Raw genomic sequence first — 24,656 nt, 5'->3', positions numbered from 1 at the left:
TATACCATCATTATTAAAATTAGGCTGCGTCAAGGTCTAAATTTAGTCATAAACATAACCGTGTATAAAAATAATACAGAAAGTTTTAAAAAATAATTGCAAACGTTTGCATAAAGTTCTAAGGTTTAAAAGAACACAGCATTAACATTTCATTAAATTAGTTAGTGCTTTGTTATTTATAGTTTTTTTAAATAACGAACAAAAAATGGGAATACCAACATGACAACAACACACACACCAAGCAAACTTGCTTGCGCTATTATTTTAGCGCTGTCCAGTCAAACTGTGCTTGCAGATCAACCAGCAACAAGCGCGCAAACCACCACAGATAAAAAAGTTGAACGCATTGTGGTTTCTGGTACACCTGCAGGTATGGGCGTTCGTAAAATTGATGCCAGTTACGCTGTAACCAATATTGATGCTGAGCAAATAATTAAACTATCACCAAAAAGTACTGCGGACTTATTTAAAGCCGTTCCCGGTGTGTGGGTAGAAAGCTCTGGGGGTGAATCCGGTGCTAATGTGTTTGTGCGAGGGTTTCCAGGTGGTGGCGACGCACCATTTTTAACCCTCAGCCTTGAAGGTTCTCCTATTTACCCAGCACCAACGTTATCGTTTTTAGAAAACTCATCGTTATTTAGAATCGATGAAACCATTGAAACCATGGAAGCATTACGTGGCGGTCCAAACCCTGTGGTTTCTAACGGCCAACCGGGCTTAACCACTAACTTTCGTTTAAAGCGTGGCAGTGAAGATACCCAAGGCTTATTTAAATACACCACCTCTGATTACGATTTACAACGAGTTGATGCAGTGATCAGCGGAGAAATATCAGATGACCTTTACTTTATGGTAGGCGGTTATGTAAAAAGCTCACCGGGTATTCGTGATGCAGGCTTTACCTCAGAGGAAGGCAGTCAGTTTACGATAAATATCACCAAAGAACTCGATAATGGTGAAATGAATTTCTACACTCGCCAAACAGACGATCATGGCGCATGGTACTTACCCACGCCACTCAATGTTAATGGCATTGATGCTGAATATACCCAACTTGGCACGCTAAATCGCCAAGCGACCATTTATACCGGGCCAAATAATGACGTGCACCAAGTTGATATTGGCGATGGCCGCGGTTGGAATGGCCATGTATCTGGCGGGAGTATTAAACTTGAATTTGACAATGGCTGGAGTTTTTCTAACCGCTTTAATATCACCAAAGGCGATGCAAATACATTGGGTTTAGTGCCAGCTGGCTCCGCAACAACACTAGGTAAAGTGGCTGATAATGGTCAGTCTGCAACAGGCGTGGCTACAGGCACAACTTATGACAGTGATACTCCTGTCCAGCAATTGGGTCGTTGGGTCGTGCTCAAAGAAATAAGCTCATTTACTAATGATTTAGCATTTTCAAAGCAATTTGAAGACCTCTCTGTTGCAGTCGGCTATTACACAGCCAGCACTTCAGCCAACGACTGGTGGAGCTTAGGCAATACCGCCTATCATGTTCTTGGAGCGGGTGGTGAAATGCTCAATGATATTAGTTGTAATGAAAGCACCGAAGGCTGTGATTTTAACTACGACATTAATTCATCAGGTGATGCACGCACTAATGCTTTTTATAGCACAGCACAATATAAATTAAGCCAAGCTCTCACCCTTGATGGTGGTCTGCGTTATGAAAGCCATGATGTAGAGTACAGCGTAGACGAAGGGCTTGATGGTGTTATTAATCAAACCGTGCAATATGATGAAAGCAAAACCTCATGGACTACCGGTTTAAATTACTCTCTAAATGATGATATGGGCGTATTTGCCCGTGTTAACCGCGGCTACAAAATGCCTTACTTTGATGACTTTAGAGATAACTACAGTGCTTACCAAGGTGGCGAAAAACTCATTAAAGAAGTGACCCAAGCCGAACTTGGCTATAAGCTAATAACCCAAAGTACTGATTTCTTCGCAACTTTATTTACCAACGAAGTAAAAGGCGATACCTTTGTACGCCGCCCAGGAGTCCCCGCGGAGATTCTTACCAACGAAGCCTATGGTGTAGAACTTGATTATAACTACAATCACGCGTCTGGCTTTTCAATAAACTTAAACTCGACCATTCAAGAGACTGAAATCACAGAAAGCCCATCTAATCAGGACAATAAAAGCCAGCGTCAACCAAAATGGCAAATGCGTGTAACACCAAGTTATGACTTTGAGCTGTCGGGTATGTATGCCACTTTATATGGCACGCTATCAGCGGTTGATGATCGGTTTGGTAATAACGAAAACACCGTCACACTTGATGGTTATGAAAAGTTAGATCTGGGTTTTATTCTTGAACCGATGGAAGGCATAAAGTTGCAAGTGGCAATTGATAACCTGACTGATGAACAAGGTATTACCGAAGGCGATCCACGTAACGCTGATGCACCAAATGGGCGTTACATCATGCCGCGTACCACACGCTTAAGTGTCAGCTACGAATTCTAACCCCCATCTACCTGTATCAATACCCAAAGCCGCGGTGGTTAATACACTGCGGCTTTTTAATATTGCTTCATCACCTATTTCAGCTATTAACTTAGCAAATACGATTGTTGCTTTTGAGTAAGTCATATTTAATCAATAAAAACAAAGTGACTGCTGTTAATCATGACTATATTGAACTAACAACGGAGGCTAAAGTTAAAATTGGCAAATCATATAAAGAACTTTATCGCACACTGCTTTAAACTAAGGATAGTAGCTGCTTTGCAAGCAGCTTATGTGCTTTATAAGGCCAATGTACCCCCTCACTTTCACAAGCACCGATAAGTGAAAAGGCATCAATAAATTCACACGTGTGACGATCACCGGCGGCTTTGAACTCAATGGATAATTGTTCAGCTTTTTTACCTGCACCTGCGTAAATGCTTTTATAACTTCCCACTTCATGAACCTTGGGCGGGCTTATAATGATTATCTTTGGTATTTTTTTACAGTGATATAAGGCTTTAATGGCTAAAATTAACTCCTCAAGCGCTTTGCCAATATCGATAGCAGAGAGTGCAAAACGTGCTTTTAAATCATTGGTGCCAAGCTGAATAATAACAACATCCAATGGCTGCGCTTCAAGGTAAGGCTTAAGATATTTAACCCCTGATTTATCTCCACTAAAGGGTGGATTATTCACTAATGTGCGATTTGGCTGCCCCGCTTCAATAACTAGATATTCTGATCCTAGTCGCTCTGCTAGTATGCCCGGCCAGCGTTCATGCGCAGGCAGGCGCTTCCCATCAAGCGGGGAGACTCCAAAAGTATTAGAGTCGCCAAAGCAAAGAATATTCATTTTTAAAACGGATTCAGTGTATAGCCTTGTTGCTGTAACTGAGCGTGTGCAGTCATCGCTGAAAGTGCCATTTGCACTCCAGATATTAATTGTTCAGGCTTTACTTTCATATGCGTTGCTGACTGCCCACAGAGATACACTTGGGTATTATTAGCAAGTAGCTGTTTGATCAAAGATTGGGTTTTGTTATCTTTATCAAAACGGGCTTTATAAAAGCTGTTTTCCAGCACATCAACACTCGCGCCACCATGCACTACTAAAGCCAACTGAATATTCTCCGGCTTTACACCATGAGCAACATGCATATTTATAAAACGCGCTAACGAGTTAATATGGTTATTTTGCGCGCCCTTTTGTGCGCCATCCCCTACATCAAACGCTATTTTAAACTGGGCTTGGCTTAAATCCGATTTATGGTTTGGCACATTATAAAAATAACCATAGTCTTTAATAACAGGTGCAGGCTCTGCCGCTAGAGCACTAAAGCTAGTTAAAAGAAGGCTAAAACCAGTAAGTAACGTTTTCATACATCATCCTTTTTTACTTTTTGTTTAGCCTACCCTAACGCTATTTAAAGTAATTAACTAGCCTGAACATGTGAATGCGTTTTAAAAGTCATCCCTAAATAATTAAATGTATGCTTAAACATATCAATAAATGCATGTGGCGCAGAAGGAGAAGCTGCATTAGACAAAATTGAAAACTGCTTTTGTCTTAAGGTTCTTAGCTTAGGTTTTAACGCCTCATCATCCATATAATCAGTAATTCTATCCATAAACGCCTTCATTTGTGGGGTGGTGTTATACCAATAAATAGGTGAGGCTATAACCCAATGCTCAAAGCTCAGCAACTGTTCAAATAGAGTGTAAAAATCATCTTTAGGGTAATTTTTGTCATACCGATAAGGCGAGATAACAAAGTCATCAATACAAAAGCCTTGCCCGCCTTCCTTAGCTATATAATTGCTGACTTGTGTACTAGTGTTACCTGATTTACGCGCACTTGAATAAATTACGGCGGTGGTATTCGTTGATTTCTCTTGCATTTGTATCACTCCTTTTTTTATGATGGAGCAAAGCTTAAAACCTCAAGTTAAGTTAAGGTCAATAAGTAATAACTATATTTTTGAAAAAAGGACGTATACCGATGACCGTACAACAAAAAAAACTCACCGAAGCAAACTTAACCGTAGGCTTTGTCGCCAAGCGCAGTGGTGTAAAAGTCTCAGCCCTTCATTTTTACGAAACCAAAGGGCTGATCCGCAGTTTGCGTAACAACGGCAACCAACGCCGTTATAAGCCTGATGTGTTACGCCGTGTTGCGGTCATCAAAGCAGCGCAAGCAATGGGCATAACGTTAGAGGAAATAAAACAAACCCTCGCCACACTGCCCGATGAACGCACGCCGACCAAAAAAGACTGGTCGGCACTGTCTAAACAGTGGCAAACGCAACTTGATGAACGTATTGCCTTTATGCAACGCCTACGTGAGCGAGTTGATGGCTGTATCGGCTGCGGCTGCTTATCGATGGACAAGTGCCCAATTTATAATAAAGACGATTACTTAGGTGAAGAACAAAGTGGTGCAGTTTTATTGGAAAATGGTTAACTTTTATGAGTTTTTCAAAGCTTACAGGTTGTGTAGATAGTAAAGGTGTGACCATTGTTTTCAGCTATTGGTATATCATATGTCTGTGGTTCTTGTGCGATATCACACTCTAGGCTACCTAATAATTCAACAAGCGTTTGGCTATCCGGGTTCAAGGAAATTATTGAATACCATACAATTACTCCCTCTAGCGTACCATTATCAATATAAATATGCTGATGCATAGAGTCATTATCAAACATGTTACTAGGTTTAGACGTTCGAATAATTTTTTTAGGAAATGAAAAACGACCAACCTCATCCGTAACTGACTTATCAACATACTCTTTACCATATGTAAGTGATCTCAGTACCTCAACCCCCGATTGTGGATTGCCACCTTTCAGTAAAATTCCTTTGACTGGAGCTGATAAAACATAATCTTTTTTCTTTAAAAAGCCAAACATATCTGCATAAGCCTGTGTTGATATTAAAAACGTAATTACCAATAGAGCAATATTTATTATTTTGCAGTTTAATTTAACTATCACATACACCTCAAATACAAAATACCAATTTTAAAAAATGCTAAGTGCCCTCGATAGAAGCTAAATAATTTATTGTCTAAATCTATAAATTAAAGTAGCCTTACGTGCTCAAAAAGGAAGCAACATAAAAGGAGCTTAATATTGGATCCCTCAAATCAAGCAGCTGCGCCTGCGAAAAAACCCAAACTAGCACAAGCTTTGAAAACTGTAGACAATAAAGAGCTTAAAAGTACAGGGTTTTGGTTAAACCAAGTGTTTTTAGTGCTTTCAACTATTTTTGGAGTTTACCTAGCCGCACAAAGTGGTTTAGAGCAAGCCTTGAAGTTTGATAGCTACAGCAAAATGGAAGACAACTTTTATTTACGTACGTCGCTTTATGATGAAGTTAATGATAACGCAAATAATATTAGGGCCTATGCAGCTCGTTTAGCTAAAAGCCCACCTAGCTCAGAAATGCAATATCACAAACCCACTTTAGAAAAGTACATTTGGCAAACGATGCAGTATTCACCGACAACGCTTGAAACGCCAAGTATCTTTTTAACGCAAATTAGACGTTTTTATAGCCGCGCTGAGTTTGTAATTAACGCTGCGCTAAAGCGACAAATGTCTGCTCGACAAGCATCAATAGAGCTTAATAAAATTACCGACATCATTGAAAAACAAACCTTACCGCAGCTACAAGTAAGTGCTTTGCACTTACAACAAGAATTAAAACAAAACGATATTATTATCGGCTCACTAAAGGACTCTAGTCATGCCAACTAAAATTTGCCCGCACTGCAAAGATAACCCATTAGATGTAACCCACTACCACGGTGAAGAAATTGATATCTGCCGCGAATGCGGTGGTTTATGGTTTGAAAAAAACGAAGTAAACCGTATGATTGCCGAGATCAATGAAGGACCTATAGGTGAAAAATACGAAACTCATTTTGGTGAATCACTGGGTATTTCAAAGCTGGATTGCCCTGATTGTAAAAAAAACCTTGAACGCTTCCATCTACTCGAAGATTTTCATACAGAAATTGATGTGTGTCGCCATTGTGATGGCAGCTGGATTGAAAAAGATCAATTAGAAAGCGTTGAAAACAGCCCTGAACTAAAAGTAAGTTTGAATGAGCTAAACCAAAAAATTAACTGGAAAACGTATTTGTTTCAATTTTTGACACAGATGCCTGTTGAATATAACCTCAAGCCTAAGCAAACACCTTGGGTAACGCGTGGCCTAATTGCCGTTAATGCGATAATTTTTGCATTGTATTTTTTCAATAGCGGCACCTTCATGGCCACACTTGAGTTATTTGCTATGAACCCGAGTAAAATATCGCAAGGGGAACAGCTATGGACTGTGCTCACCTGCGTTTTCTTACACGGTTCAATTATGCATTTAGTAGGCAATATGTACTTTTTGTATATTATTGGTGATAACCTTGAAGATGTACTCGGCCATAAAAAGTTTTTAATGTGGTATTTGATTTGTGGTTTGGCTGCATCATTTGCCAGTTTTATTGTTCACCCAAGTTCAACCATACCAAGCGTGGGTGCCAGTGGTGCAATAGCCGGATTATTTGGTATGTATTTAATGTGGTTTAGACATGCCAGCTTAACGTTTATGATCATTATATATCAGAAAAAAATCTCCGCTGTTTGGTTCTTTGTGATTTGGCTTGGCATTAATATATTTGGTATGCTATCTGCGCCTGATGGAGTTGATTATGGCGCGCATATTGGCGGCTTTATTGCAGGCTTACTGATTGGCTATTTGCTAAAAACCAAAGTAACCCAAGATAACCCAATTATTCGCTTATTAAATCAACCACAAGCCCAACTGAAGCGTTAAAATATATTTAACAAACAGCCTTCGCCTATGAAGGCTGTTGTATATACACTTCACGAATAATCGCCTCACACTGTGCTTGGTTCATAAAAGCAGGCACGGGGTAATCCGGATGCGCCTCTTTTAATGCCGCTTTTGCTAGCTCTTTAATATCACCACATTGTATTTCTGGCAGGTATTTGGGGATGTTGAGTACTTCTAATAACTGCTCTATGGTAGTAAGTAAAATGTTCGCTTTAACTTCTATGCTTTGATCTGGCTGGGTCAATTTACAGTAATCGGCCACCTCTGCAAGTTTAGGGTATATAACTGGACCATAAAATTTAAGCACCGGCATGAGCAATACACTATTAGCCAAACCATGCGCGGTCCCATAACGTGCACCAAACTGATGTGCAATGGCATGAACATAACCTACCGATGCTCGAGTAAATGCTTGTCCTGCGTAAAATGACGCTAACAACATATTTTCTCTGGCCACTAAGTTATCTCCATCATTATAAGCTGTTGGCAAGTTGTTGATTATAAGCTCAATCGCTTGCAATGATTTTTGATCACTAAAGTTTAGCCCTATTTTACCTATGTATGACTCTATTGCATGTGTCAGTGCATCGATACCGGTTGCTGCGGTAATAAAATCAGGGACTGACTGAGTAAGCTCGGCGATTAGAATCGCATCACTAGGCACCAAAGAAAAATCGGTAGCTGCATACTTTTTTTGTGTTTGTGGATCATTCACAACAGCAGCAACGGTTGTTTCAGAGCCTGTACCTGCCGTTGTTGGAATAGCGCACAGAGGAGGGAGTTTTTTTAATACTTTAAATAACCCCTTTAATTGCTTAACTGACTTGTTTGGTTTTACTGAACGGGCAGCTATTAGTTTAGCGCAATCTAACACTGAGCCACCGCCAACAGCGATGATACCTGAACAATGGTGAACGTTATATACATTAAGGCCATTTTCTACGTTTTCAATGCTTGGATTAGGCGCTACATCAGTATATAAATGCCACTTTATTTGCTGCTCATCTAATGATGCTAATGTATTTTTAAGCACTCCAAGCTTTAACAAGGTTGCATCGCTTACGACTAATAAAGGCTTTTCTGTTTGCCAAGTTTGTAGCCATTGCGCTAAGCCACTATATCCTGTGTACAAACGTGGATTAGGAATACCGATAAATATAACAATACATTTTAAAGCAAAGTGGTAGCAACGATAAAAAAAAGCCATAAAGGTGATCTTATAAATTCGTCATTACCTAATACTGTACTTAAATTAGTGATATTGCCAATAGTAAAAGTAAGCCAATACACTGCAGTTGATAATAATCGTTAACCATAAAACAGCAATGAATGGTCGCTTTTTAGATTTATGCCGAAACCACTGCTGAGCTATTAATGCTCCTGGCCATCCACACAATAAGGCTAGAATATGCAAGCTGCGCTCTGGTACTCTGAGTGTTTGATTTGCAGTGTCTATCGCTAAACGCTTATCCCACTTATAAACTAAAAGAGTGATTGTACTCATAAACAGATAGACACTTGAGAGCATCGTCGGCCAGTATTCTAAAAATCCACCAATCGCTAAAACAGCTAAAAAACTGCTCGAAAACAACAATAATACTTTTTTTATTAACAAGCGTTAACCTATACTGAGACTATAAATAATAACAAGCTCTAATTATGTCATATTTAAAAACTATTTTACTAACCCTTTACTTAACAGCGACTAACGTAGCAATCGCCAATGATTCAGCTGATATAGCAAAAGAGCTTGCTGTATTTAAACCTTACCTAGGCACGTGGCAAGCTGACTTTAAAGTAGATCCAGGAAAACCACCCATTCAAGATGTCAGTTTGTGGGAGCGTGCTTTAAACGGGAAAGCCATTCGCACTTCGCATTCAATTAATGAAGGGGTGTATGGTGGGGAATCAATGATTTTTTGGGATAGCAAAGAGCAATCAATTGTTTTTTACTATTTCACTACCGCAGGCTTTTATACTAAAGGCACCATGACTGTCTTATCGCCCACAAAATTTGTCGCTTACGAAACAGTCACAGGCTCGAAAGAGGGAATAACCAAAGTTCGTTCCACCAGCGAATACATCGATAACAAATTTATTGTGCTTACTTCCTATTTAAAAAAAGGCGAATGGACCAAGCCCGAAGAGCGTATTTATATACGCAGTGGCAAGAAAGTGAAATTTAAATAACGCGGGCTTTCACCCGCGCAAGTATACTTACTTAGCGAACTTTTTAAACGGTTCGTCTACTGGTGTATCTGCAAGGTGATTGGTGTAGTTGCTCATCACTTTTTGCGATAAACCTAACACAATTTCAAGCAACTGCTGCTGCGCATAACCTGCAGCAAAAAACTTTTCGATTTGCTCATCGCTGATCACACCACGGTTTTGCGTCATAGCAAGTGTTGTTTCACGAAGAGTTTCAAGCTTTTCATCTGCCAATGGTGTTTTATTTACAAGCGCATCAACGATGCCTTCATCAACTTTCATACTCGCTGCAATCGCGCTGTGTGCAGGCACACAATAATGACATTCATGCTCAACGTTGATTGTTTGCCATACTACTGTTAACTCTTCTGCATTAAACGAAGTATTTTGAAATAACTCATGAAGAACCTGGTAGCCTTCAAGCAATGTTGGCGCTTGTGCCATTACTGCATGTAAATTAGGTAGCATACCAAACGCTGCTACTGACTTTTCCATTAAAGGTTTTGCCGCTTCAGGGGCGTTTTCTTGCGTGTATAAAGTAAATTCAGCCATTATTTAACTCCAAATTGAAAGTGTTTAAGTATGTTCGAGTTCATACTATTTGATTTTGAGCGAGTGTTCAAGTTAAAATTGAGCAAGTGTTCAAATAGAGTATTTATGTAATGGTCAATAAAGTAAAATTCGAGCGTGATGAAGTAATACGTACAGCGGGTCATTTGTTCTGGCAAAAAGGCTTTAACGCCACATCAACTCGCGATCTGCAAAATGCTATCAACATGCGCCCAGGCAGTATTTACGCTGCATTTGGCTCTAAAGAAGGTCTCTATTGTGAAGCAATTAAAGACTATGCACAATTTATGCAAAGCCAGCTTTTAGCTGCGCTTGATGAACACGAAAACATACTTGATGGTTTAACTGCTTTTGTGAAAAAGGTACTCATTGAAGATGCTCAATGCGCGCCAAGTATGTTGTGCATGTTAGTCAAAGCGAATAATGAGTTTACCGAAGATGAGCCAACACTAAAATTATTGAGCAACGACCTTGCAAACCAATTTGAGGCATTTCTAACAACCCTATTTGAAAAGGCTCAGTACGCTAAAGAGCTTGATACACGTATTGCTGCAATCGAATATGCGCGCTATTTTCAAATTCAATTTACAGGCTTACGTAGCTACTTAAATAGACCAAACACACACGTGTTAGCTGATGCCTTGATTGATCAAATGTTTCTCTCTATTAAGCAACTTTAAAGCCTAAACAGGGTTAAAATGGCAGTAAACACTGACTGCCATGTCACTATTGAGTATTTTAGGTTTTGAGTTTATTTAGCTCATCATCTTGCTGGGCAACCAGTTGATTTAGCATTTGGCTACCATCACCCGCTTGCGTAGAAAGGTCAGCTAATTGCGATGCGGCATCTGAAATCAACGTCAAGTTACGGTTAATTTCTTCTGTTACCGAGCTTTGCTCTTCAGCTGCTGTGGCAATTTGCGTGATCTGTCCTGTTATGTCTTCTACTTTTGTCACTACGCTATGAAGCGCATCAAATGCAACGGTTGTTTCATCAACGGCTGTTTGGGCTCGTACTACCCCTTTTTCAATAACAGAAGATGCATTACCAACCTCAAGCTGAAGGCTATCGATCAAGCCACTAATATCATCGGTAGAAGAGCGAGTTTTTGACGCAAGCGCTCTGACTTCATCCGCTACAACAGCAAAGCCACGGCCCTGCTCTCCAGCGCGGGCGGCCTCAATGGCTGCATTAAGTGCAAGCAAGTTTGTTTGTTCTGCAATGGTGCGAATTACATCTAATATTTGAGTAATGTCATTACTGCGTGCGGCGACCTTCTCGACCGCTTGATTTGCTTGTTGAATTTCATCAGACATAGTTTTAACTTGTGATACCGCAGATGATAAGCTCGCCTCACTGCTGACAACCAAAGAGTTTATTTCGTCAGCTTGCTGTGCTGACTGCTCTGATGCTCGCGCAACTTCCAGTGCGGTGGCGCTCATTTCATTCATTGCTGTTACCACACTTTCAATTTCTTGAAATTGAGACTGAACATTTTGCTTAGTATCTAATGCAACATGCGCGGCCGTTTGTGCCTGCTCTTTCGTTTGTCCAGACACATCTTTTAACTGGGCAATTAAATCACGCAGCTTGGCTAAAAAGGCATTAAACCCGTAGGCTAAAGCAATTAATTCAGCATGTGAGTCTACGCTAAGCGTCTGAGTTAGGTCACCTTCACTGCTAGCCAGGTTATCTACCCTTTTTTGAATTTGTTGTAGCGGTGCAATTATACTCTTAATAACGATTAACATGACAAAAAAGGCCACTGCAGCGATGACAATACCTGTAATTAAAATAAGTCCGCCGAGGGTGCTGGCATTATCGTCCATTGTTTTTGCTAATGCTTGAGGACCACTTAATGCAAGCTCTGTGGGCACTTCAATCAATAAATTCCACTGTTTGCCTGCCAGCTTAATTGCAATTGGATAATTAACCAGGTACTCGTTATTAACTTTATGAATGCCCGCTTCTTCTTTTAATCGTTCAAAGCTCGTTACTAAGCTATTTGATACTGCCTCTTTCAAAGGCCGGCCCAATTTATCTTTGTAGTGACTGCTGCCAACTACTAAGTCTAGCGAGCTTAAAAGTGTTACTCTGGCTTGGCCATTATATAAGTCTTTTGACAGCTGCTCTGTCATGGTTTGAAATACAGGAAGTGTTAGATCAACCCCTGTTACACCGATAAAGCGGTCATTTCTAAGCACTGGCACAACTAGCGACGTCATCATTTCTGAGTAACCAGGAGAGATTTCGTAAAGGTAAGGCTCCATAATACAAGAGGTCTTGGTGTCTTTTGCACATAAATACCACTCGGCTTCGCGCTGGCCAAACTCATTTAAAGTGGTAACATATTTTTCATCAACATCCTCAACAACCTGCTGCTCTATAACCCCTTCTCTGCTACGAGTAAAATAAACTTCTAAAGTACCGGCTCCGGCCACTGAGTGAGTATACCCTCGAGTAAATTGTGCGTCTTTGTTGTCAAAACCATTTGCTTCAAATTGCGAGTAAATAGAGGAAATATTGCTGTTTCTTTCAATCAATGATTTATTAAGTTGCACGACAGATTCACGGCTAAGCGTACTCGCAGCATCTTGACTTCCAACAATGGCTGCAAATGAAAACGGAACTCTGTAAGCTTCATTTATAAAACCTGCAATTCGTTCACCATAGGCTGCTGCATTTGCCGTGAGTTTTTCTTCAACTTCAGCAACAATAAGCTCTTCAGCTTCACTCGAAAGAACTTTGTTACTACTTGATAGCTGCCACCATAAAACACTTGATAATACAAACACAGTAATAAAAATACTGCCTACAGTTAGCCAAAGTAACTTTTTTGATAATGCTAATTGCCGCATTCGTTCGATCCTATAATTAAAACAACATATAGAGTTTAGCCTAATTAGAAAATGATATAGTAGATTATTGAAAAAACATGATTAACTTAGTGTATCTGTCATGCTAGGTGGCTATAGAGACACCAACTTAACAGGTTGTTAAGTTGGTATTTAAACACTTTAAATAACAGACAGCTCAACCGCAATATTGCCACGAGTCGCATTTGAATACGGGCAAACTTCATGAGCTTTGGCAACTAATTCATTAGCAGTGTCTTTATCAACATCACCAACAAATATCGCAAGCTTAACGGCAATACCAAACCCCCCCTCGATAGGACCAATAGATACTTCTGAATCTATTCGAGTGTCAGCGGGTAATTTAACTTTTGCTTGGCCTGCAACTAGCTTTAACGCACCGATAAAACAAGCGGCATAACCTGCTGCAAATAATTGTTCAGGGTTAGTACCTTGGCCATCGTCACCGCCAAGACCTTTAGGTGTCGATAAAGCCACATCTAAACGGCCATCATCAGATTTTGCAGTACCTTCACGGCCACCCGTCGCCGTTGCATTTGCTGTGTATGCTACACCTTGTAATTCTTTCATAACCTTCTCCTATTACTTAAATTAAATGAATTTATTTTGTATGCAAAATAATAAACGCATTAAATCAACATTGCAAATACTTTGTGTGCAAATTAAAATATAAGCATGACGAAAAAGAGTGCATAGATATGAAATTCCCACAATTAAAACTAGATAATCAAATTTGCCACCGCTTATATATGGCATCAAATAGCATCGTTCGCACTTATCGCGAGGCCCTCACGGCACTTGATTTAACCTACCCACAGTACGTGGTAATGATGGCACTGTGGGAAAAAGACAAAATCAGTATTAATGAGCTACTCACTAAAACCGCTATTGATGGCGGAGCAATGACGCAAATCCTAAAAAAAATGACCGAAAAGAAACTGCTTCATGTAATTAAAGATGAGCACGATAAACGAAAACGAGTAATACAGCTTCAACCTGCGGGCACCCAATTGCAACTAAAAGCAGAAAGTATCCCAGCTCAAATACGCTGTAAGTTTCCTTCAATTTCAGAATCAGAAGCCACACAGCTCATCTCTTTACTCGATAAAATCAATAACGATTTAACTATCAAATAATTTTTGAAAGTGATTCATGATTACTGCTCTTTTTATATATTCGATATACGTTATAGTGAGGTATCACTTTCTTCCAAGGAGCTAATTATGAAAGCTATCGGATATCAAGCCGCAACAAAAACACTAAGCGATAACTCTTTCGAGGCAATCGAATTACCCATGCCAACTGCGCAAGGGCACGACTTATTAGTTGAAGTCAAAGCGATTTCAGTGAACCCTGTTGATGCTAAAATTCGCGCAAATGTGACTCCAGAGCACGGCCATAAAGTCATTGGTTGGGATGCTGTTGGTATTGTTAAAGCCGTTGGCGATGATGTGAGTTTATTCAATGTTGGCGACCGTGTTTATTACGCAGGTGATCTAACTCGATCTGGCAGTAATGCAGAGTTTCAATTGGTTGACGAACGCATAGTAGGTAAAGCACCAGCCTCGCTTAGCAACCCAGAAGCGGCTGCCTTACCATTAACCAGTATTACCGCGTGGGAGCTACTTTTTGATCGTTTACAACTATCACGCGCCAAAGATGCAAAACCAGCTTCATTACTCGTTATTGGCGCCGCTGGTGGTGTTGGCTCTATTTTAGTGCAATTGGCAAAACAGCTGACTAACTTAACCGTAGTAGGTACGGCTTCTAGACCGCAAAGTGTTATATGGCTAAAAGAGTTAGGAGCTGATCATGTGCTCGATCATTCACAAAGCTTAGACACACAACGAATTGAGCATAAGCTTGCAGAGTTCGACTTAGTGGTTAGTCTAACCCATACCGATCAACATCTTGATGAAATAATCAAAGTGATCAAGCCACAAGGTAAACTGGCCTTAATTGACGACCCTGCAAGCTTTGATATTTTAAAACTCAAGCGTAAAAGTATTTCACTGCATTGGGAATTTATGTATACCCGCTCAATGTTCCAAACTGACGATATGATAGCGCAACATCAGTTACTGACTGAGTTAGCTGACTTGGTTGATAACGGCACCATTAAAACCACTCTAGGCCAACACCTTGGGAAAATTAATGTCGAAAACCTGCTAAAAGCCCACGCCATATTAGAGTCTCACCAGTCACGGGGTAAGTTGGTACTCGAAGGGTTTTAGTTAATATATGCGCCCTCTTACGATAAGTAACTACTCATTAAAGAGGGCATATTACTTACTTTAATCTGCTACAGTTTTGTATGTCTGAATTAGCTTTAATTTTAAAACGTTTTCAATATCTAAACCCGTTCATAAATAATGAATGACTCTACTTCTCTTAGCACTATAGATACGCATCATAAAAGTGCAAATCGCACCGTATTTTTCACTACATCAGTGCTTCGCCATAAAGTAAAAATAATAAAAAATCATAACCCACTGTTCTAAAATAACTAAAAATAATTATGCAGGCTGGCATAGATCTTCCTTATAGATAAAGGTAACTCATTAATGGTGAGTTTTAACTTCATTTACCTCGTCTACAGGGAGCTCGAGCTATGACTAACTTTTATCACACTTTATATTTATTGTGGCGCTTAGACATCAGTGTTTGGCACGTTCACGAAGCAAACGATACACACACCACCGCAGAAAGGGAGCGCAGATATGTTAAGTGATTATCCTTATTTAGATGAAGCTCTAAAAAAACTGTCTGTACATCAACTTACAATTACCGAAGCGTCGACACAGTATGATTTACCCAAACGTGTGATCTACAAAGCATTACGCCAACAGCAGTCAAAAATATCACAGCAAAAAGCTTATTTGCTTGCAACTCAAAAGCGTTTGCAGCAAAACTTACAAACTATCGAGCTAGAATTAGCAAATCTAAACTAAAGATATTTTTAATTTTGGCTATAGTTTAATAAACCCTCCAACCATGTTGTAACAGAATGAATAAAGCAGTAGAAGTAAACTTTGATGGCCTTGTTGGCCCAACTCACAATTACGCAGGATTGTCATACGGTAACGTTGCCTCATTAAATAATGCAACAAGTTACTCAAATCCCAAAGAGGCGGTGCTACAAGGCCTTGCAAAAATGAAGGCTATGCATGATTTAGGGCTGACCCAAGGTGTTTTCGCCCCCCACGCACGACCTGACATTAATGTATTACGCCGTTTAGGCTTTAGCGGTCGCGATAGTGATGTTATTGGCAAAGCCTACAAGGCTGATCCTATTTTACTACGTGCATGCTACTCTGCTTCTGCCATGTGGACTGCCAATGCTGCAACTGTGTCTCCTTCTGTTGATACGCTCGACAAAAAAGTACATTTCACTGCTGCTAATTTAAATAATAAATTTCATCGCTCTTTAGAACCTACCACCACGACCCGGTTACTCGAAGCCATGTTCAATAACAACGACTATTTTAGTCATCATGCGCATTTACCCGATCAAGGTTTTTTTGGTGATGAAGGGGCTGCAAATCACACCCGTTTGAGTGACGACCATGCAAGCTGCGGTTTGGAAATGTTTGTTTATGGCGCAAGTGCATTTAATAGTGCTTTAACAAAACCTAATAAATTTCCAGCAAGACAAACACTCGAAGCTTCACAAGCAATCTGTCGATTGCACCAATTAAAGCCTAGTAGCCAGATTTTACTACAACAGAACCCTGCGGTAATTGATCAAGGTGTATTTCATAATGACGTAATCGCTGTCGGCAATGCAAATGTATTATTGTGCCACGAACAAGCTTTTTTAAATCAAGCTGATGCTTTAGCGCAGATAAAACGTGCTTACTTAGGTGAAAAAACATTACACATAATCGAGGTGCCAACGGCGAAAGTGAGTATTCAAGATGCCGTTACAAGCTACTTATTTAATAGCCAATTAGTCAGTTTAAATAGCGGAAAAATGCTCTTAGTTGCTCCGCAAGAGTGCCAAAATAACAGTACCGTTAACACGTTTATCAACGAAATGATCAGCGCTGATAACCCAGTCAATCAAGTGCAATTTTTTGACTTAAAGCAAAGTATGCAAAATGGCGGTGGTCCTGCTTGCTTACGCCTAAGAGTGGCACTCAATCAGCAAGAACTCGCAGCTGTTAACCCTGCGGTTATTTTAACGGATAGTAAGTACCAACAATTATGTAAATGGGCGAATGAGCATTATCGCGATAAGCTAAGTAGTGAAGATTTTGCCGATCCAAACCTGTTGCTTGAGAGTTGGCAAGCACTTGATGAACTCACACAAATTCTTGAACTTGGCTCTGTATATCCTTTTCAATTAGAGCTGCAATAATGATCTACGTTCAGCTAGGTGAAGTACAATACATAGCATAAATTAGAATTCACAAAAGTCGCAGAAATACCGCAGTTCGCCTAAACTCTTTGGGCGAACTACAAAGTATTGTGTTGTTTTATAAATTAATTGAGTAGCTTATCCCTATTAGATATCGCCTTAATACTAATAGCGTTAAACCTGATGATTATAAAAATCAGTTGATGTGGGTTAGGTGGTGTTAGGTGTTAGGTGTTAGGTGTTAATAGAACCAAGCTGTAACAAGTTACGTTTAAAACCATTATTAGTGTAATGATAGCTAAACTAGCGGTAGCTAAATATTACTTAAGGCAGCGATAAGCTCTTTATTTAACCTAAACGTTGGTTAAGGTATTTATTGCCCAGCGTTCAGGTTACTTAATAGGCTCTAACCGTTTAGCCGCAACTTGTAGTGCAAATTTACGCAAGGTTTTTAATTGCGGACTTTCGGTTTGCCAATAGTGCCAGTATAAAGGTGTATCTATGTAATAGTCTGGGAATAAATCAACTAACTCCCCTTTTTCCAATGAATCTCCTAGCTGTAAGGTAGGTAATAACCCATAGCCCAACCCTGCGATCATCGCTTGTTTAAAGCCTTCAGATGACGGATAAATATGTGTAAAAAGTGGAATTGCAGCGTTAATGTCGTTTAAAAATTGATGCTGTAATTTATCCAGATCGCTAAACACTAAACACGGTAAATGTGCTAATTGCGAAAGCTCAGTCAACTTATGCTGTTTTATAAACTCAGGACTAGCAATCGCTTTATAGCGTATTGCCCCAAGTGGACTAACTAAGCCGCCATTGACCGGCTCTGGCGATGAGCTAATACATATCATCACTTCGCCGTCTTTCATTCTTTTATGAGCAACTGATTGATCTTCACTAATGACTTCAAAACGTAGTTTACAGGTTAGTTCAGTGTCTAGCACGGCCAGTGCCTCGGGCAACCATGTTGCGAGGGAGTCAGCATTGGCTACCATTTTTACGCTAAGTGGTGTATTTAAATCAGTATGCTCGTTGAGAGCCCCCACATTAAGCGCTACTTCTAGCTGTAACACTTGCTGTAAATGATTAAGTAAGCGCTTGCCAAGTGCAGTTGGCGATGGGGGCTGGGTTCTTATTAATACCGGCTCGCCTAGTTTGGCCTCTAGCTGATGAATACGCCGGCTTACCGCCGATTGCGTTATAAATAATTTTTTCGAGGCTTTTTCAAACCCGCCTTCACTTATTACAACACTAAGTGCATTGAGCAACTGATAATCAATCATGACTTTTACGCATATAACAAAAAATATATTCATTGGATTTGTAGCAGAATTCCCCCTACCCTGCAAGGCATTGAATAATTGAATGGGTTTGCGGTATGTCGTTTTTGTCTGGTGTGATGTTAGGGCTGAGTTTAATTATTGCCATTGGCGCGCAAAATATTTGGATTTTAAGTCAATGTATGGCAGGGGCTAATCGTTTTATTTTAGCTGCGGTTTGCATCGTTTGCGACGCCACTTTAATTATTGTGGGGGTATTTGCGGCTAATGAGTTAAAACTATGGCTACCAGCGTTATTGCCGTGGTTAACTTGGGGCGGTATAGCCATGTTGCTTTACTTAGCATTTGGCTCTGCGCACAGTGCAATTAAAGGAACCTCTGGGTTAAAAGTTGGCCATACAATAAAAGTAAGTGGCTGGCAAACCGCTCTTGCCGCCTTTGCTATCAGTTTATTAAACCCCCATGTTTATTTAGATACCGTACTACTGCTTGGCAGTATTGGCGCATTGCAACCACAGCCTATGCATTTTGCCATTGGCGCCTGTATTGCCTCTGTTATTTGGTTTAGTAGTTTAGTGTTATTTGCACCTAAACTAAAAACAATTTTAAGCTCTCCTTTTAGATGGCGTGTCTTTGATAGCTGTATCGCCGCCATTTTATGTTTTGTGGCACTGCAATTGTATAACGTGCCTAACCAATAAATTAAAACAGTACTATTTTAAGTATGGTTGCAGTGAAGGCTCATTACGGCATTCTTTAGAGACTATTTACTTTATTAAACCTGCTTTACCTTAATTACCGACAATCAATATGAGTTTGAGCTTGCCTTCATCACCGCTGGTGATAATCAACTAGCTTAAACTGGTACAGCACGGGTGATGATGTTGACGTCACTTTAACAGTTAGCCAATAGTTATTAGTACAAATAGTGTAAAGCCACTCAGTATTTGCTGACTGGCTTTGTTTAGGTATATTTACAAGCTACGTTTTACACATCTTTATTAACGGTTACTGCCGATGCCATCGACTCCGAGATATGCAAAGTGCGCTGCGGAAATGGGATAGTTAGCCCCGCTTGTTCAATAGACTCTTTCACCCGTTTATTTAGATCCCAAACTGTTTGCCAATAATCGCTATTCACCGTCCATGCACGTAATTGAATATTCACCGCGCTTTCACCAATTGAAGTCACCATAACTTTTGGGGCTGGCTCTGGTAATAATCGGCTCTCTGACGCGGCGACTGCTTTAAGTACATTTAAGCCATTATCTATTGAATCTGTAAACGAAATACCTACCACAATATCCATGCGCCTTTTACCATTACGGGTGAAGTTTTTAATATTGCCGCTCCAGACTTTGCCATTTGGCGAGGCAATATAGAGACCCTCACTGGTTTTAAATATTGTGGTAAATAGATTTATTTCACTCACAGTACCGGTTGTACCACTTGCATCAACAAAGTCCCCTACTTTAAAAGGTCTAAGTATTAATAGCATAATGCCTGCAGCTATATTGCTAAGCGTACTTTTAAGCGCCAAACCTATAGCTAAACCTGCAGCCCCCATCAGAGCAATTAAGCTTGCTGTATTAACACCAAAAATATCTAAGATAAACAGCCCTGCAATCACATATACCAAATAGCTAACAACACTTGATAAAATAGGTAGCAAGGTATCGTCCACTTTTTTAAGTGGTGATTTAGAATTTTTGATTGCTCTTTTAACCGAGCGCGCAATTAACACACTGGCAATAATTATCACCAATGCTAATACTAAGTTATACCCTAAAGTAATGAGGGTATCTGAGTGGTTTTGCCAAAAGACTAAAAGCTTATCTTTCACGTTATATTTCCGTAAATAATTGCTGTAAAAACAACACAATATAAAACAGGGCACGATGCTTTAAAGCAACCCAGTTTAACTTCACTATTTAGCAAGTGGCTGATAAAAGTAACTGACTTAAATTTGACCACAGCTAAGCGCGCGCGAGTATATAGCTATCGCGCTCATAAACCTATTGTTTTATTCTATTTTCAAGAATATTAGATTAAAGCAATGAATTAACGGCCACAGCTTAACCTAGCTTGCTTTAAAACGTTAATTGATTGAACCACCTGCGTTATACTGCCATTGTTGATTTTAATAGCCTGCTGCGTATTCAATTGGTCTTTGTTGTTCAACGCTGAAATCAGTTCTAAATAGCTCGCTTGCCATTCCTTATTTGATAAAAATAAAGACTGGTTTTTCTCTAACAACATTTGCCAGCTGTTTAGTTTGTTGGTAACTAAACTTAAATCCTCGTGATCACACGACTGTTGATAATCCGCTATGGCAAAATCAAGTTGTTTTAACTGCAAGCTTTCTACTGGCAAAACATCAACCAGCTTATCAAGCGGAGCATACTGATTATATTCATCACGTAAAAACGCCAAGTGATGTAGAGTATAATAATGTGCAGGTTCAATTAACTGACTAAAAACTCGTAACGCGTTGGTATCAGCAGAAGTTTTAGATAATGTTTGTAAACGTTTATTTAGTTGCAGCTGGTGCAATAGCCCTACTTTCTGATCAGCAAAACGTTCCATTATCATTAATCGTGAATACATATCACGTTCATCCGTTAATTGCGCAGATGACCAAAAACGTTCGCCTATCGCGTATAGCCTTGGCCACAAGCGAGTGTCTAAGTTATTTGTAGTGATAAGTTCAGCCCAAATCGTTGCTTCTCCACCGAGCACGTTACCCGCTTTCACTGTATCTTGCTGGCGCGATAATGCCGATTCGAGCGTTTGCATTGTTGATGTCGTTTTTGGGCTAACCGCTAATGGGTAAGGGGTATTACCTACCATGGCAATGGTATTTTCTCCATTTGTTGAACCAAGTAATAATTTTGTTGGCCCCATCCAAGTGTCTATAGAAACAGAGGTATTACTGTCGTTCATCACGACCTGTTTTGAAATAAATCCACCTTTACCAACAATATTAACTAACGCCACTAGTTCATTTGCACTCGTTTTAAATAGCGTCACATCACCTTTAACTGCACTGCCTTTTAAGCGCTTAAGGCTAAAATCAACACTGCTAATTACTTGCTTTGCTGTGATTCGCTTTTCAATAGGTGGATTGGGGTGATTACGATAATGATAACTTGTCCATTGTGGTTGATCGATATAAAAACCGCTAGAAAGTAAGCCATCATAACCAGCTTCACGAATAGCCGCTAATGAATGATGGCCTCGCCATGATTGCACCAAGGTACTTTTTGGTAAACTAGGGTGCAGTACTTCGTCCCAACCAATCATTTTTTTATCGTACTTAGCTAAAATAGTGGCCACTTTTTGATTAAAGTGAGCATGTAATGCAGCACTATCAGGCAGGTTTTCATCTTCCATATAAGATTGTATTTTAACGTTTTTTTGCCAATCACTGTCGTCAACTTCATCCCCGCCAATATGTAGGTATGGATCAGGGAATAAGCCAGCTAGCTCAGCAACAACCTCATCCACAAACGTGTAAACATCTGGGTTACTAGGATCAAGCAAAGGTTTAAACACTCCCCAATGTCTTTCCATTTCAGTTAATGTTGTTCCACTACCAAGCTCTGGATAAGCAAGCACAATGCTACTTGCATGACCTGGCACATCAAACTCAGGAACGACTCGGATCCCTAATTTAGCTGCATAGCTAACCACCTCTTTGATCTGACTTTGCGTATAATAAAGCCCGTCAGATGCGGTTTTATGTAGTTTAGGGTAGCTATTTAACTCTACTCGCCAGCCTTGGTCGTCAGTTAAATGCCAATGGAATACATTAAATTTAGCTGAGGCTAAACCTCGCAATGTTCGTTTCACATCAGCAATAGGTAGAAAATGACGAACACCATCAAATAACAAACCTCGCCAAGGGTAGGTTGGCTCATCATATATTTTAAAATTATCCAACTTTAGCGGTTGTTGAGCGCTAAATAAAAGCTGAGATAGCGTTGCCAGTCCTCTTAACATGCCATATTGATTAGCGCTGTTTAATCTAACTTTATTATCTGCAATCTCTAAGCTATAGCTTTCATCCATATTTAGATAAGGAAGCGTACTCACAGCTTTTGTGATATTTATATGTAATTGCGCCTGCTGTGATCCAGTCAGCACTACCGTTTTAAATGAGCTATTTATTAATGAATTTTCTAACAACGGTTGTAATAATGGCATTTGTTTATTGGCAATATACACTTTGAGAGATGAGTTCAGCTCTGTTGTGCCGCTCAGTGGTTCTACCTTTGTAGGCATAGGCATTAAGGGCACTTTTGCAGCAGCGAAAATGTAACTAGAGCAACTTAAAAAAACACTCGCTAAGATTAGTTTCATTATTATTTTCATTAGTTAATTCCTGTTCTTTTGTGGCTCTTATGATTAATCATGCTGCATTTCTTCACGCTGAGCTTTTAAAATAGCCAAAGCTTGCGCACTATCACATATTTGTATTGGGGTTAGCAAAGTGATAATAAATGCAATACAGGCCGAGGCTAAAGTAGCTGGAATAATCGGGTTGCCCCAAAATGCTTGCCACGTTGGAATTGCAATAATGGCCAGCGAAACAATCAACGACACGACTAAAGCAGCAATCGCACCTTGCCAGTTAAAACGCGGCCAAAAGTGACCGAGTAAAACACACACACACAAGCCAGACATCAGCGTTGCGATCATATTTGTTATATAGCCAATAACATCATTAGTCAGTAGAGCAAGTAACAGTGCAGTCCCTATGGTTAAAACCAATCCTATTCGCGAAAGAATAACCACATCTTTTGCATGGGGCATACGTTTAAACACTAAACTGTAGATATCTCGAATTAAAACACTCACCGCAGCAATTGCATCAGAGCTGGCACTAGAAATAGTGGCTGACAAACCCGCGATGATAACCAAAGCAGCTAAACCAAAGGGCAATAGTTCAAATGCCATGTAGGGGAACGAAAATGCACTGTTCTCAAGTTCAGGGTTAAGCGCATAGGCAGCCATTCCGATAATAGCTGGCACAATAGCGAACACTAAATATAAGCCGCCCGACAAATAAAAAGACTGCTTTATACTTTTTACATGTTTACCTGAATAGATACGTTGGCGAAATGAAGGAGCAACGAGCACACCAACGAGTACGGCAAAAAATAATGATAACCCCTGCACAATACCTATTTTATCAAGTGACAAGAAGCTTTGATTAAGGATTGGTTGAGCATCTGCCATTTGCGCTACGCCACCTACTTCATAAAGCGCTACACCTGCCATTAAAAAAAAGCCCACAAACAGGACAATAGCTTGAATAGAGTCAGTCCAAACAACAGCTACGTAGCCACCAATCACCACATAAACACTAAACCCTAAAGCGATTAGTAGCTTAGCCGAAAGCGGTGATAACCCAGTCAACCACGCAAGATACATCCCACCGCCTAAAATATGTGCACCTAACCAGCCAATGCTAGCAACAAAAATAAATACCGCAATGGTGTTTTTAACCAAAGGATGAGCGCCAACGTAGTAGGATATTTCTTCACTCATGGTCATAAACTCATGATTACGCACTGGCGCAAACAGTTTTGCCAATAGTAAAATACCGCATGCTCCGCCTAAACCATAGATCATCCCTGCCCAACCGTTATTATAGGCAAAACCAACAGCCCCCATTGACGAGCCAGTGCCCACCATAGTGGCAACGGTCGTGCCTAGTGTGAGTAAAAAAGGTAAGTTGCGTCCGCCTAATAAAAAGTTATCGCCGCCTTTAGCATTGCGACTCACCCACCAGCCAAACCAGATCATAAATCCTAAGTAGCCTAAAAAGGCCATTAATAATTGCCACTTCATAAGACATCCTGCTCCACCATTCCACGCAGCGCTAGCTACAGCACGTCATTTTAATTACGTGATTGGTGATAATTATTATTCTGTTGATGACCTAAGAACGATTATTTTTTTATATGTGCTCTTAGGTATAAATGTCAACGCTGTCAATAAACATCCCCGGGGCAAGCCCTTCTGC

The 24,656-nt window shown here is 40.0% G+C and carries 25 protein-coding genes; 11 read left to right on the top strand and 14 right to left on the bottom strand.

The annotated features are described in order from the left end of the window. The first annotated feature begins 219 nt into the window (after positions 1-219). The gene (locus B5G52_RS13580) at positions 220-2,487 is read left to right on the top strand and encodes a TonB-dependent receptor (RefSeq protein ID WP_087533186.1); all 2,268 of its coding nucleotides are present in this window, start codon (positions 220-222) and stop codon (positions 2,485-2,487) included. On the opposite strand, the gene B5G52_RS22080 is transcribed toward B5G52_RS13580, so the two are convergent. The 4 genes from B5G52_RS22080 to B5G52_RS13565 form a co-directional block, all read right to left on the bottom strand. Beyond that, entirely contained in the window at positions 2,464-2,613 is a 150-nt protein-coding gene (locus tag B5G52_RS22080) for a hypothetical protein (RefSeq protein ID WP_176372550.1), read from the bottom strand. The two genes, B5G52_RS13580 and B5G52_RS22080, sit on opposite strands and share 24 nt — an antisense overlap. Positions 2,614-2,725: 112 nt before the next feature. Then, positions 2,726-3,325, bottom strand: coding sequence for a GDSL-type esterase/lipase family protein (locus B5G52_RS13575; protein WP_087533185.1), 600 nt, complete (start codon positions 3,323-3,325; stop codon positions 2,726-2,728). A 2-nt stretch (positions 3,326-3,327) separates the two neighbouring features. Next, positions 3,328-3,852, bottom strand: coding sequence for a DsrE family protein (locus B5G52_RS13570; protein ID WP_087533184.1), 525 nt, complete (start codon positions 3,850-3,852; stop codon positions 3,328-3,330). A 53-nt stretch (positions 3,853-3,905) separates the two neighbouring features. Then, positions 3,906-4,370 carry a flavodoxin family protein gene (locus B5G52_RS13565; RefSeq protein WP_087533183.1) on the bottom strand — a complete coding sequence of 155 codons (465 nt, stop codon included), beginning with the start codon at positions 4,368-4,370 and terminating at the stop codon, positions 3,906-3,908. A 101-nt stretch (positions 4,371-4,471) separates the two neighbouring features. On the opposite strand from B5G52_RS13565, the gene soxR reads away from it, so the two are divergent. After that, positions 4,472-4,933, top strand: a complete 462-nt coding sequence (soxR, locus tag B5G52_RS13560) for a redox-sensitive transcriptional activator SoxR (protein WP_087533182.1) — start codon at positions 4,472-4,474, stop codon at positions 4,931-4,933. Between the two features lie 14 nt (positions 4,934-4,947). Here soxR and B5G52_RS13555 read toward each other — a convergent pair whose 3' ends face one another. After that, positions 4,948-5,463, bottom strand: coding sequence for a DUF6795 domain-containing protein (locus B5G52_RS13555; RefSeq protein WP_254911210.1), 516 nt, complete (start codon positions 5,461-5,463; stop codon positions 4,948-4,950). 138 nt (positions 5,464-5,601) lie between these two features. On the opposite strand from B5G52_RS13555, the gene B5G52_RS13550 reads away from it, so the two are divergent. Together B5G52_RS13550 and B5G52_RS13545 are read left to right on the top strand one after the other, a co-directional pair. Beyond that, positions 5,602-6,228, top strand: coding sequence for a hypothetical protein (locus tag B5G52_RS13550; RefSeq protein ID WP_254911209.1), 627 nt, complete (start codon positions 5,602-5,604; stop codon positions 6,226-6,228). Further along, positions 6,218-7,303, top strand: a complete 1,086-nt coding sequence (locus B5G52_RS13545; RefSeq protein WP_087533180.1) for a rhomboid family intramembrane serine protease — start codon at positions 6,218-6,220, stop codon at positions 7,301-7,303. Before B5G52_RS13550 ends, B5G52_RS13545 begins: the two co-directional genes overlap by 11 nt. A 25-nt stretch (positions 7,304-7,328) precedes the next feature. Here the strand turns inward: B5G52_RS13545 and B5G52_RS13540 are convergent, their stop codons facing one another. Together B5G52_RS13540 and B5G52_RS13535 are read right to left on the bottom strand one after the other, a co-directional pair. Then, complete coding sequence (locus tag B5G52_RS13540; protein WP_087533179.1) at positions 7,329-8,531, bottom strand: iron-containing alcohol dehydrogenase; 1,203 nt, start codon at positions 8,529-8,531, stop codon at positions 7,329-7,331. Positions 8,532-8,576: 45 nt separating this feature from the next. Next, complete coding sequence (locus B5G52_RS13535; protein WP_087533178.1) at positions 8,577-8,939, bottom strand: DUF1294 domain-containing protein; 363 nt, start codon at positions 8,937-8,939, stop codon at positions 8,577-8,579. Between the two features lie 44 nt (positions 8,940-8,983). Between B5G52_RS13535 and B5G52_RS13530 the strand changes: the two genes are divergently transcribed. After that, positions 8,984-9,514: a hypothetical protein gene (locus B5G52_RS13530; protein WP_087533177.1), complete on the top strand. Its 531-nt coding sequence runs from the start codon at positions 8,984-8,986 to the stop codon at positions 9,512-9,514. Positions 9,515-9,541: 27 nt separating this feature from the next. On the opposite strand, the gene B5G52_RS13525 is transcribed toward B5G52_RS13530, so the two are convergent. Beyond that, a complete protein-coding gene (locus tag B5G52_RS13525; protein ID WP_087533176.1) occupies positions 9,542-10,084 on the bottom strand; it encodes a carboxymuconolactone decarboxylase family protein in 543 nt (180 codons plus the stop codon). Between the two features lie 110 nt (positions 10,085-10,194). Here B5G52_RS13525 and B5G52_RS13520 point away from each other — a divergent pair, with 110 nt between their 5' ends. Further along, positions 10,195-10,782 carry a TetR/AcrR family transcriptional regulator gene (locus B5G52_RS13520; protein ID WP_087533175.1) on the top strand — a complete coding sequence of 196 codons (588 nt, stop codon included), beginning with the start codon at positions 10,195-10,197 and terminating at the stop codon, positions 10,780-10,782. 58 nt (positions 10,783-10,840) lie between these two features. Here B5G52_RS13520 and B5G52_RS13515 read toward each other — a convergent pair whose 3' ends face one another. Both B5G52_RS13515 and B5G52_RS13510 read right to left on the bottom strand, forming a co-directional pair. Next, positions 10,841-12,961, bottom strand: a complete 2,121-nt coding sequence (locus B5G52_RS13515) for a methyl-accepting chemotaxis protein (RefSeq protein WP_087533174.1) — start codon at positions 12,959-12,961, stop codon at positions 10,841-10,843. Between the two features lie 159 nt (positions 12,962-13,120). Then, complete coding sequence (locus B5G52_RS13510; RefSeq protein ID WP_087533173.1) at positions 13,121-13,549, bottom strand: organic hydroperoxide resistance protein; 429 nt, start codon at positions 13,547-13,549, stop codon at positions 13,121-13,123. 128 nt (positions 13,550-13,677) lie between these two features. Between B5G52_RS13510 and B5G52_RS13505 the strand changes: the two genes are divergently transcribed. The 4 genes from B5G52_RS13505 (at position 13,678) to astB (ending at position 17,339) form a co-directional block, all read left to right on the top strand. After that, the gene (locus B5G52_RS13505; protein WP_087533172.1) at positions 13,678-14,115 is read left to right on the top strand and encodes a MarR family winged helix-turn-helix transcriptional regulator; all 438 of its coding nucleotides are present in this window, start codon (positions 13,678-13,680) and stop codon (positions 14,113-14,115) included. A gap of 87 nt (positions 14,116-14,202) precedes the next feature. After that, the gene (locus B5G52_RS13500; protein ID WP_087533171.1) at positions 14,203-15,213 is read left to right on the top strand and encodes a zinc-binding alcohol dehydrogenase family protein; all 1,011 of its coding nucleotides are present in this window, start codon (positions 14,203-14,205) and stop codon (positions 15,211-15,213) included. A 486-nt stretch (positions 15,214-15,699) separates the two neighbouring features. After that, positions 15,700-15,930 (top strand): hypothetical protein, encoded by a 231-nt coding sequence (locus tag B5G52_RS13495; protein ID WP_087533170.1) that lies wholly within the window; start codon positions 15,700-15,702, stop codon positions 15,928-15,930. Between the two features lie 56 nt (positions 15,931-15,986). After that, positions 15,987-17,339: an N-succinylarginine dihydrolase gene (gene astB / locus B5G52_RS13490; RefSeq protein WP_087533169.1), complete on the top strand. Its 1,353-nt coding sequence runs from the start codon at positions 15,987-15,989 to the stop codon at positions 17,337-17,339. Positions 17,340-17,731: 392 nt separating this feature from the next. On the opposite strand, the gene B5G52_RS13485 is transcribed toward astB, so the two are convergent. After that, positions 17,732-18,628 carry a LysR family transcriptional regulator ArgP gene (locus tag B5G52_RS13485; RefSeq protein ID WP_087533267.1) on the bottom strand — a complete coding sequence of 299 codons (897 nt, stop codon included), beginning with the start codon at positions 18,626-18,628 and terminating at the stop codon, positions 17,732-17,734. 95 nt (positions 18,629-18,723) lie between these two features. Between B5G52_RS13485 and B5G52_RS13480 the strand changes: the two genes are divergently transcribed. Continuing rightward, entirely contained in the window at positions 18,724-19,326 is a 603-nt protein-coding gene (locus B5G52_RS13480) for a LysE/ArgO family amino acid transporter (RefSeq protein WP_087533168.1), read from the top strand. A 287-nt stretch (positions 19,327-19,613) separates the two neighbouring features. Here B5G52_RS13480 and B5G52_RS13475 read toward each other — a convergent pair whose 3' ends face one another. The 3 genes from B5G52_RS13475 to B5G52_RS13465 all read right to left on the bottom strand — a co-directional run bounded on the left by B5G52_RS13475 (position 19,614) and on the right by B5G52_RS13465 (position 24,481). Then, positions 19,614-20,468, bottom strand: a complete 855-nt coding sequence (locus tag B5G52_RS13475) for a mechanosensitive ion channel family protein (protein ID WP_087533167.1) — start codon at positions 20,466-20,468, stop codon at positions 19,614-19,616. Positions 20,469-20,686: 218 nt separating this feature from the next. Further along, entirely contained in the window at positions 20,687-22,999 is a 2,313-nt protein-coding gene (locus B5G52_RS13470; protein WP_087533166.1) for a family 20 glycosylhydrolase, read from the bottom strand. 33 nt (positions 23,000-23,032) lie between these two features. Then, the gene (locus B5G52_RS13465) at positions 23,033-24,481 is read right to left on the bottom strand and encodes a sodium:solute symporter family protein (protein ID WP_087533165.1); all 1,449 of its coding nucleotides are present in this window, start codon (positions 24,479-24,481) and stop codon (positions 23,033-23,035) included. Positions 24,482-24,656: the final 175 nt, after the last annotated feature.

This window comes from Pseudoalteromonas sp. A601, from assembly GCF_002165575.1.
GTDB lineage: Bacteria > Pseudomonadota > Gammaproteobacteria > Enterobacterales > Alteromonadaceae > Pseudoalteromonas.
Note: the sequence above shows the minus strand (reverse complement) of the source record. Positions and strands in the feature narration are given on the sequence as shown.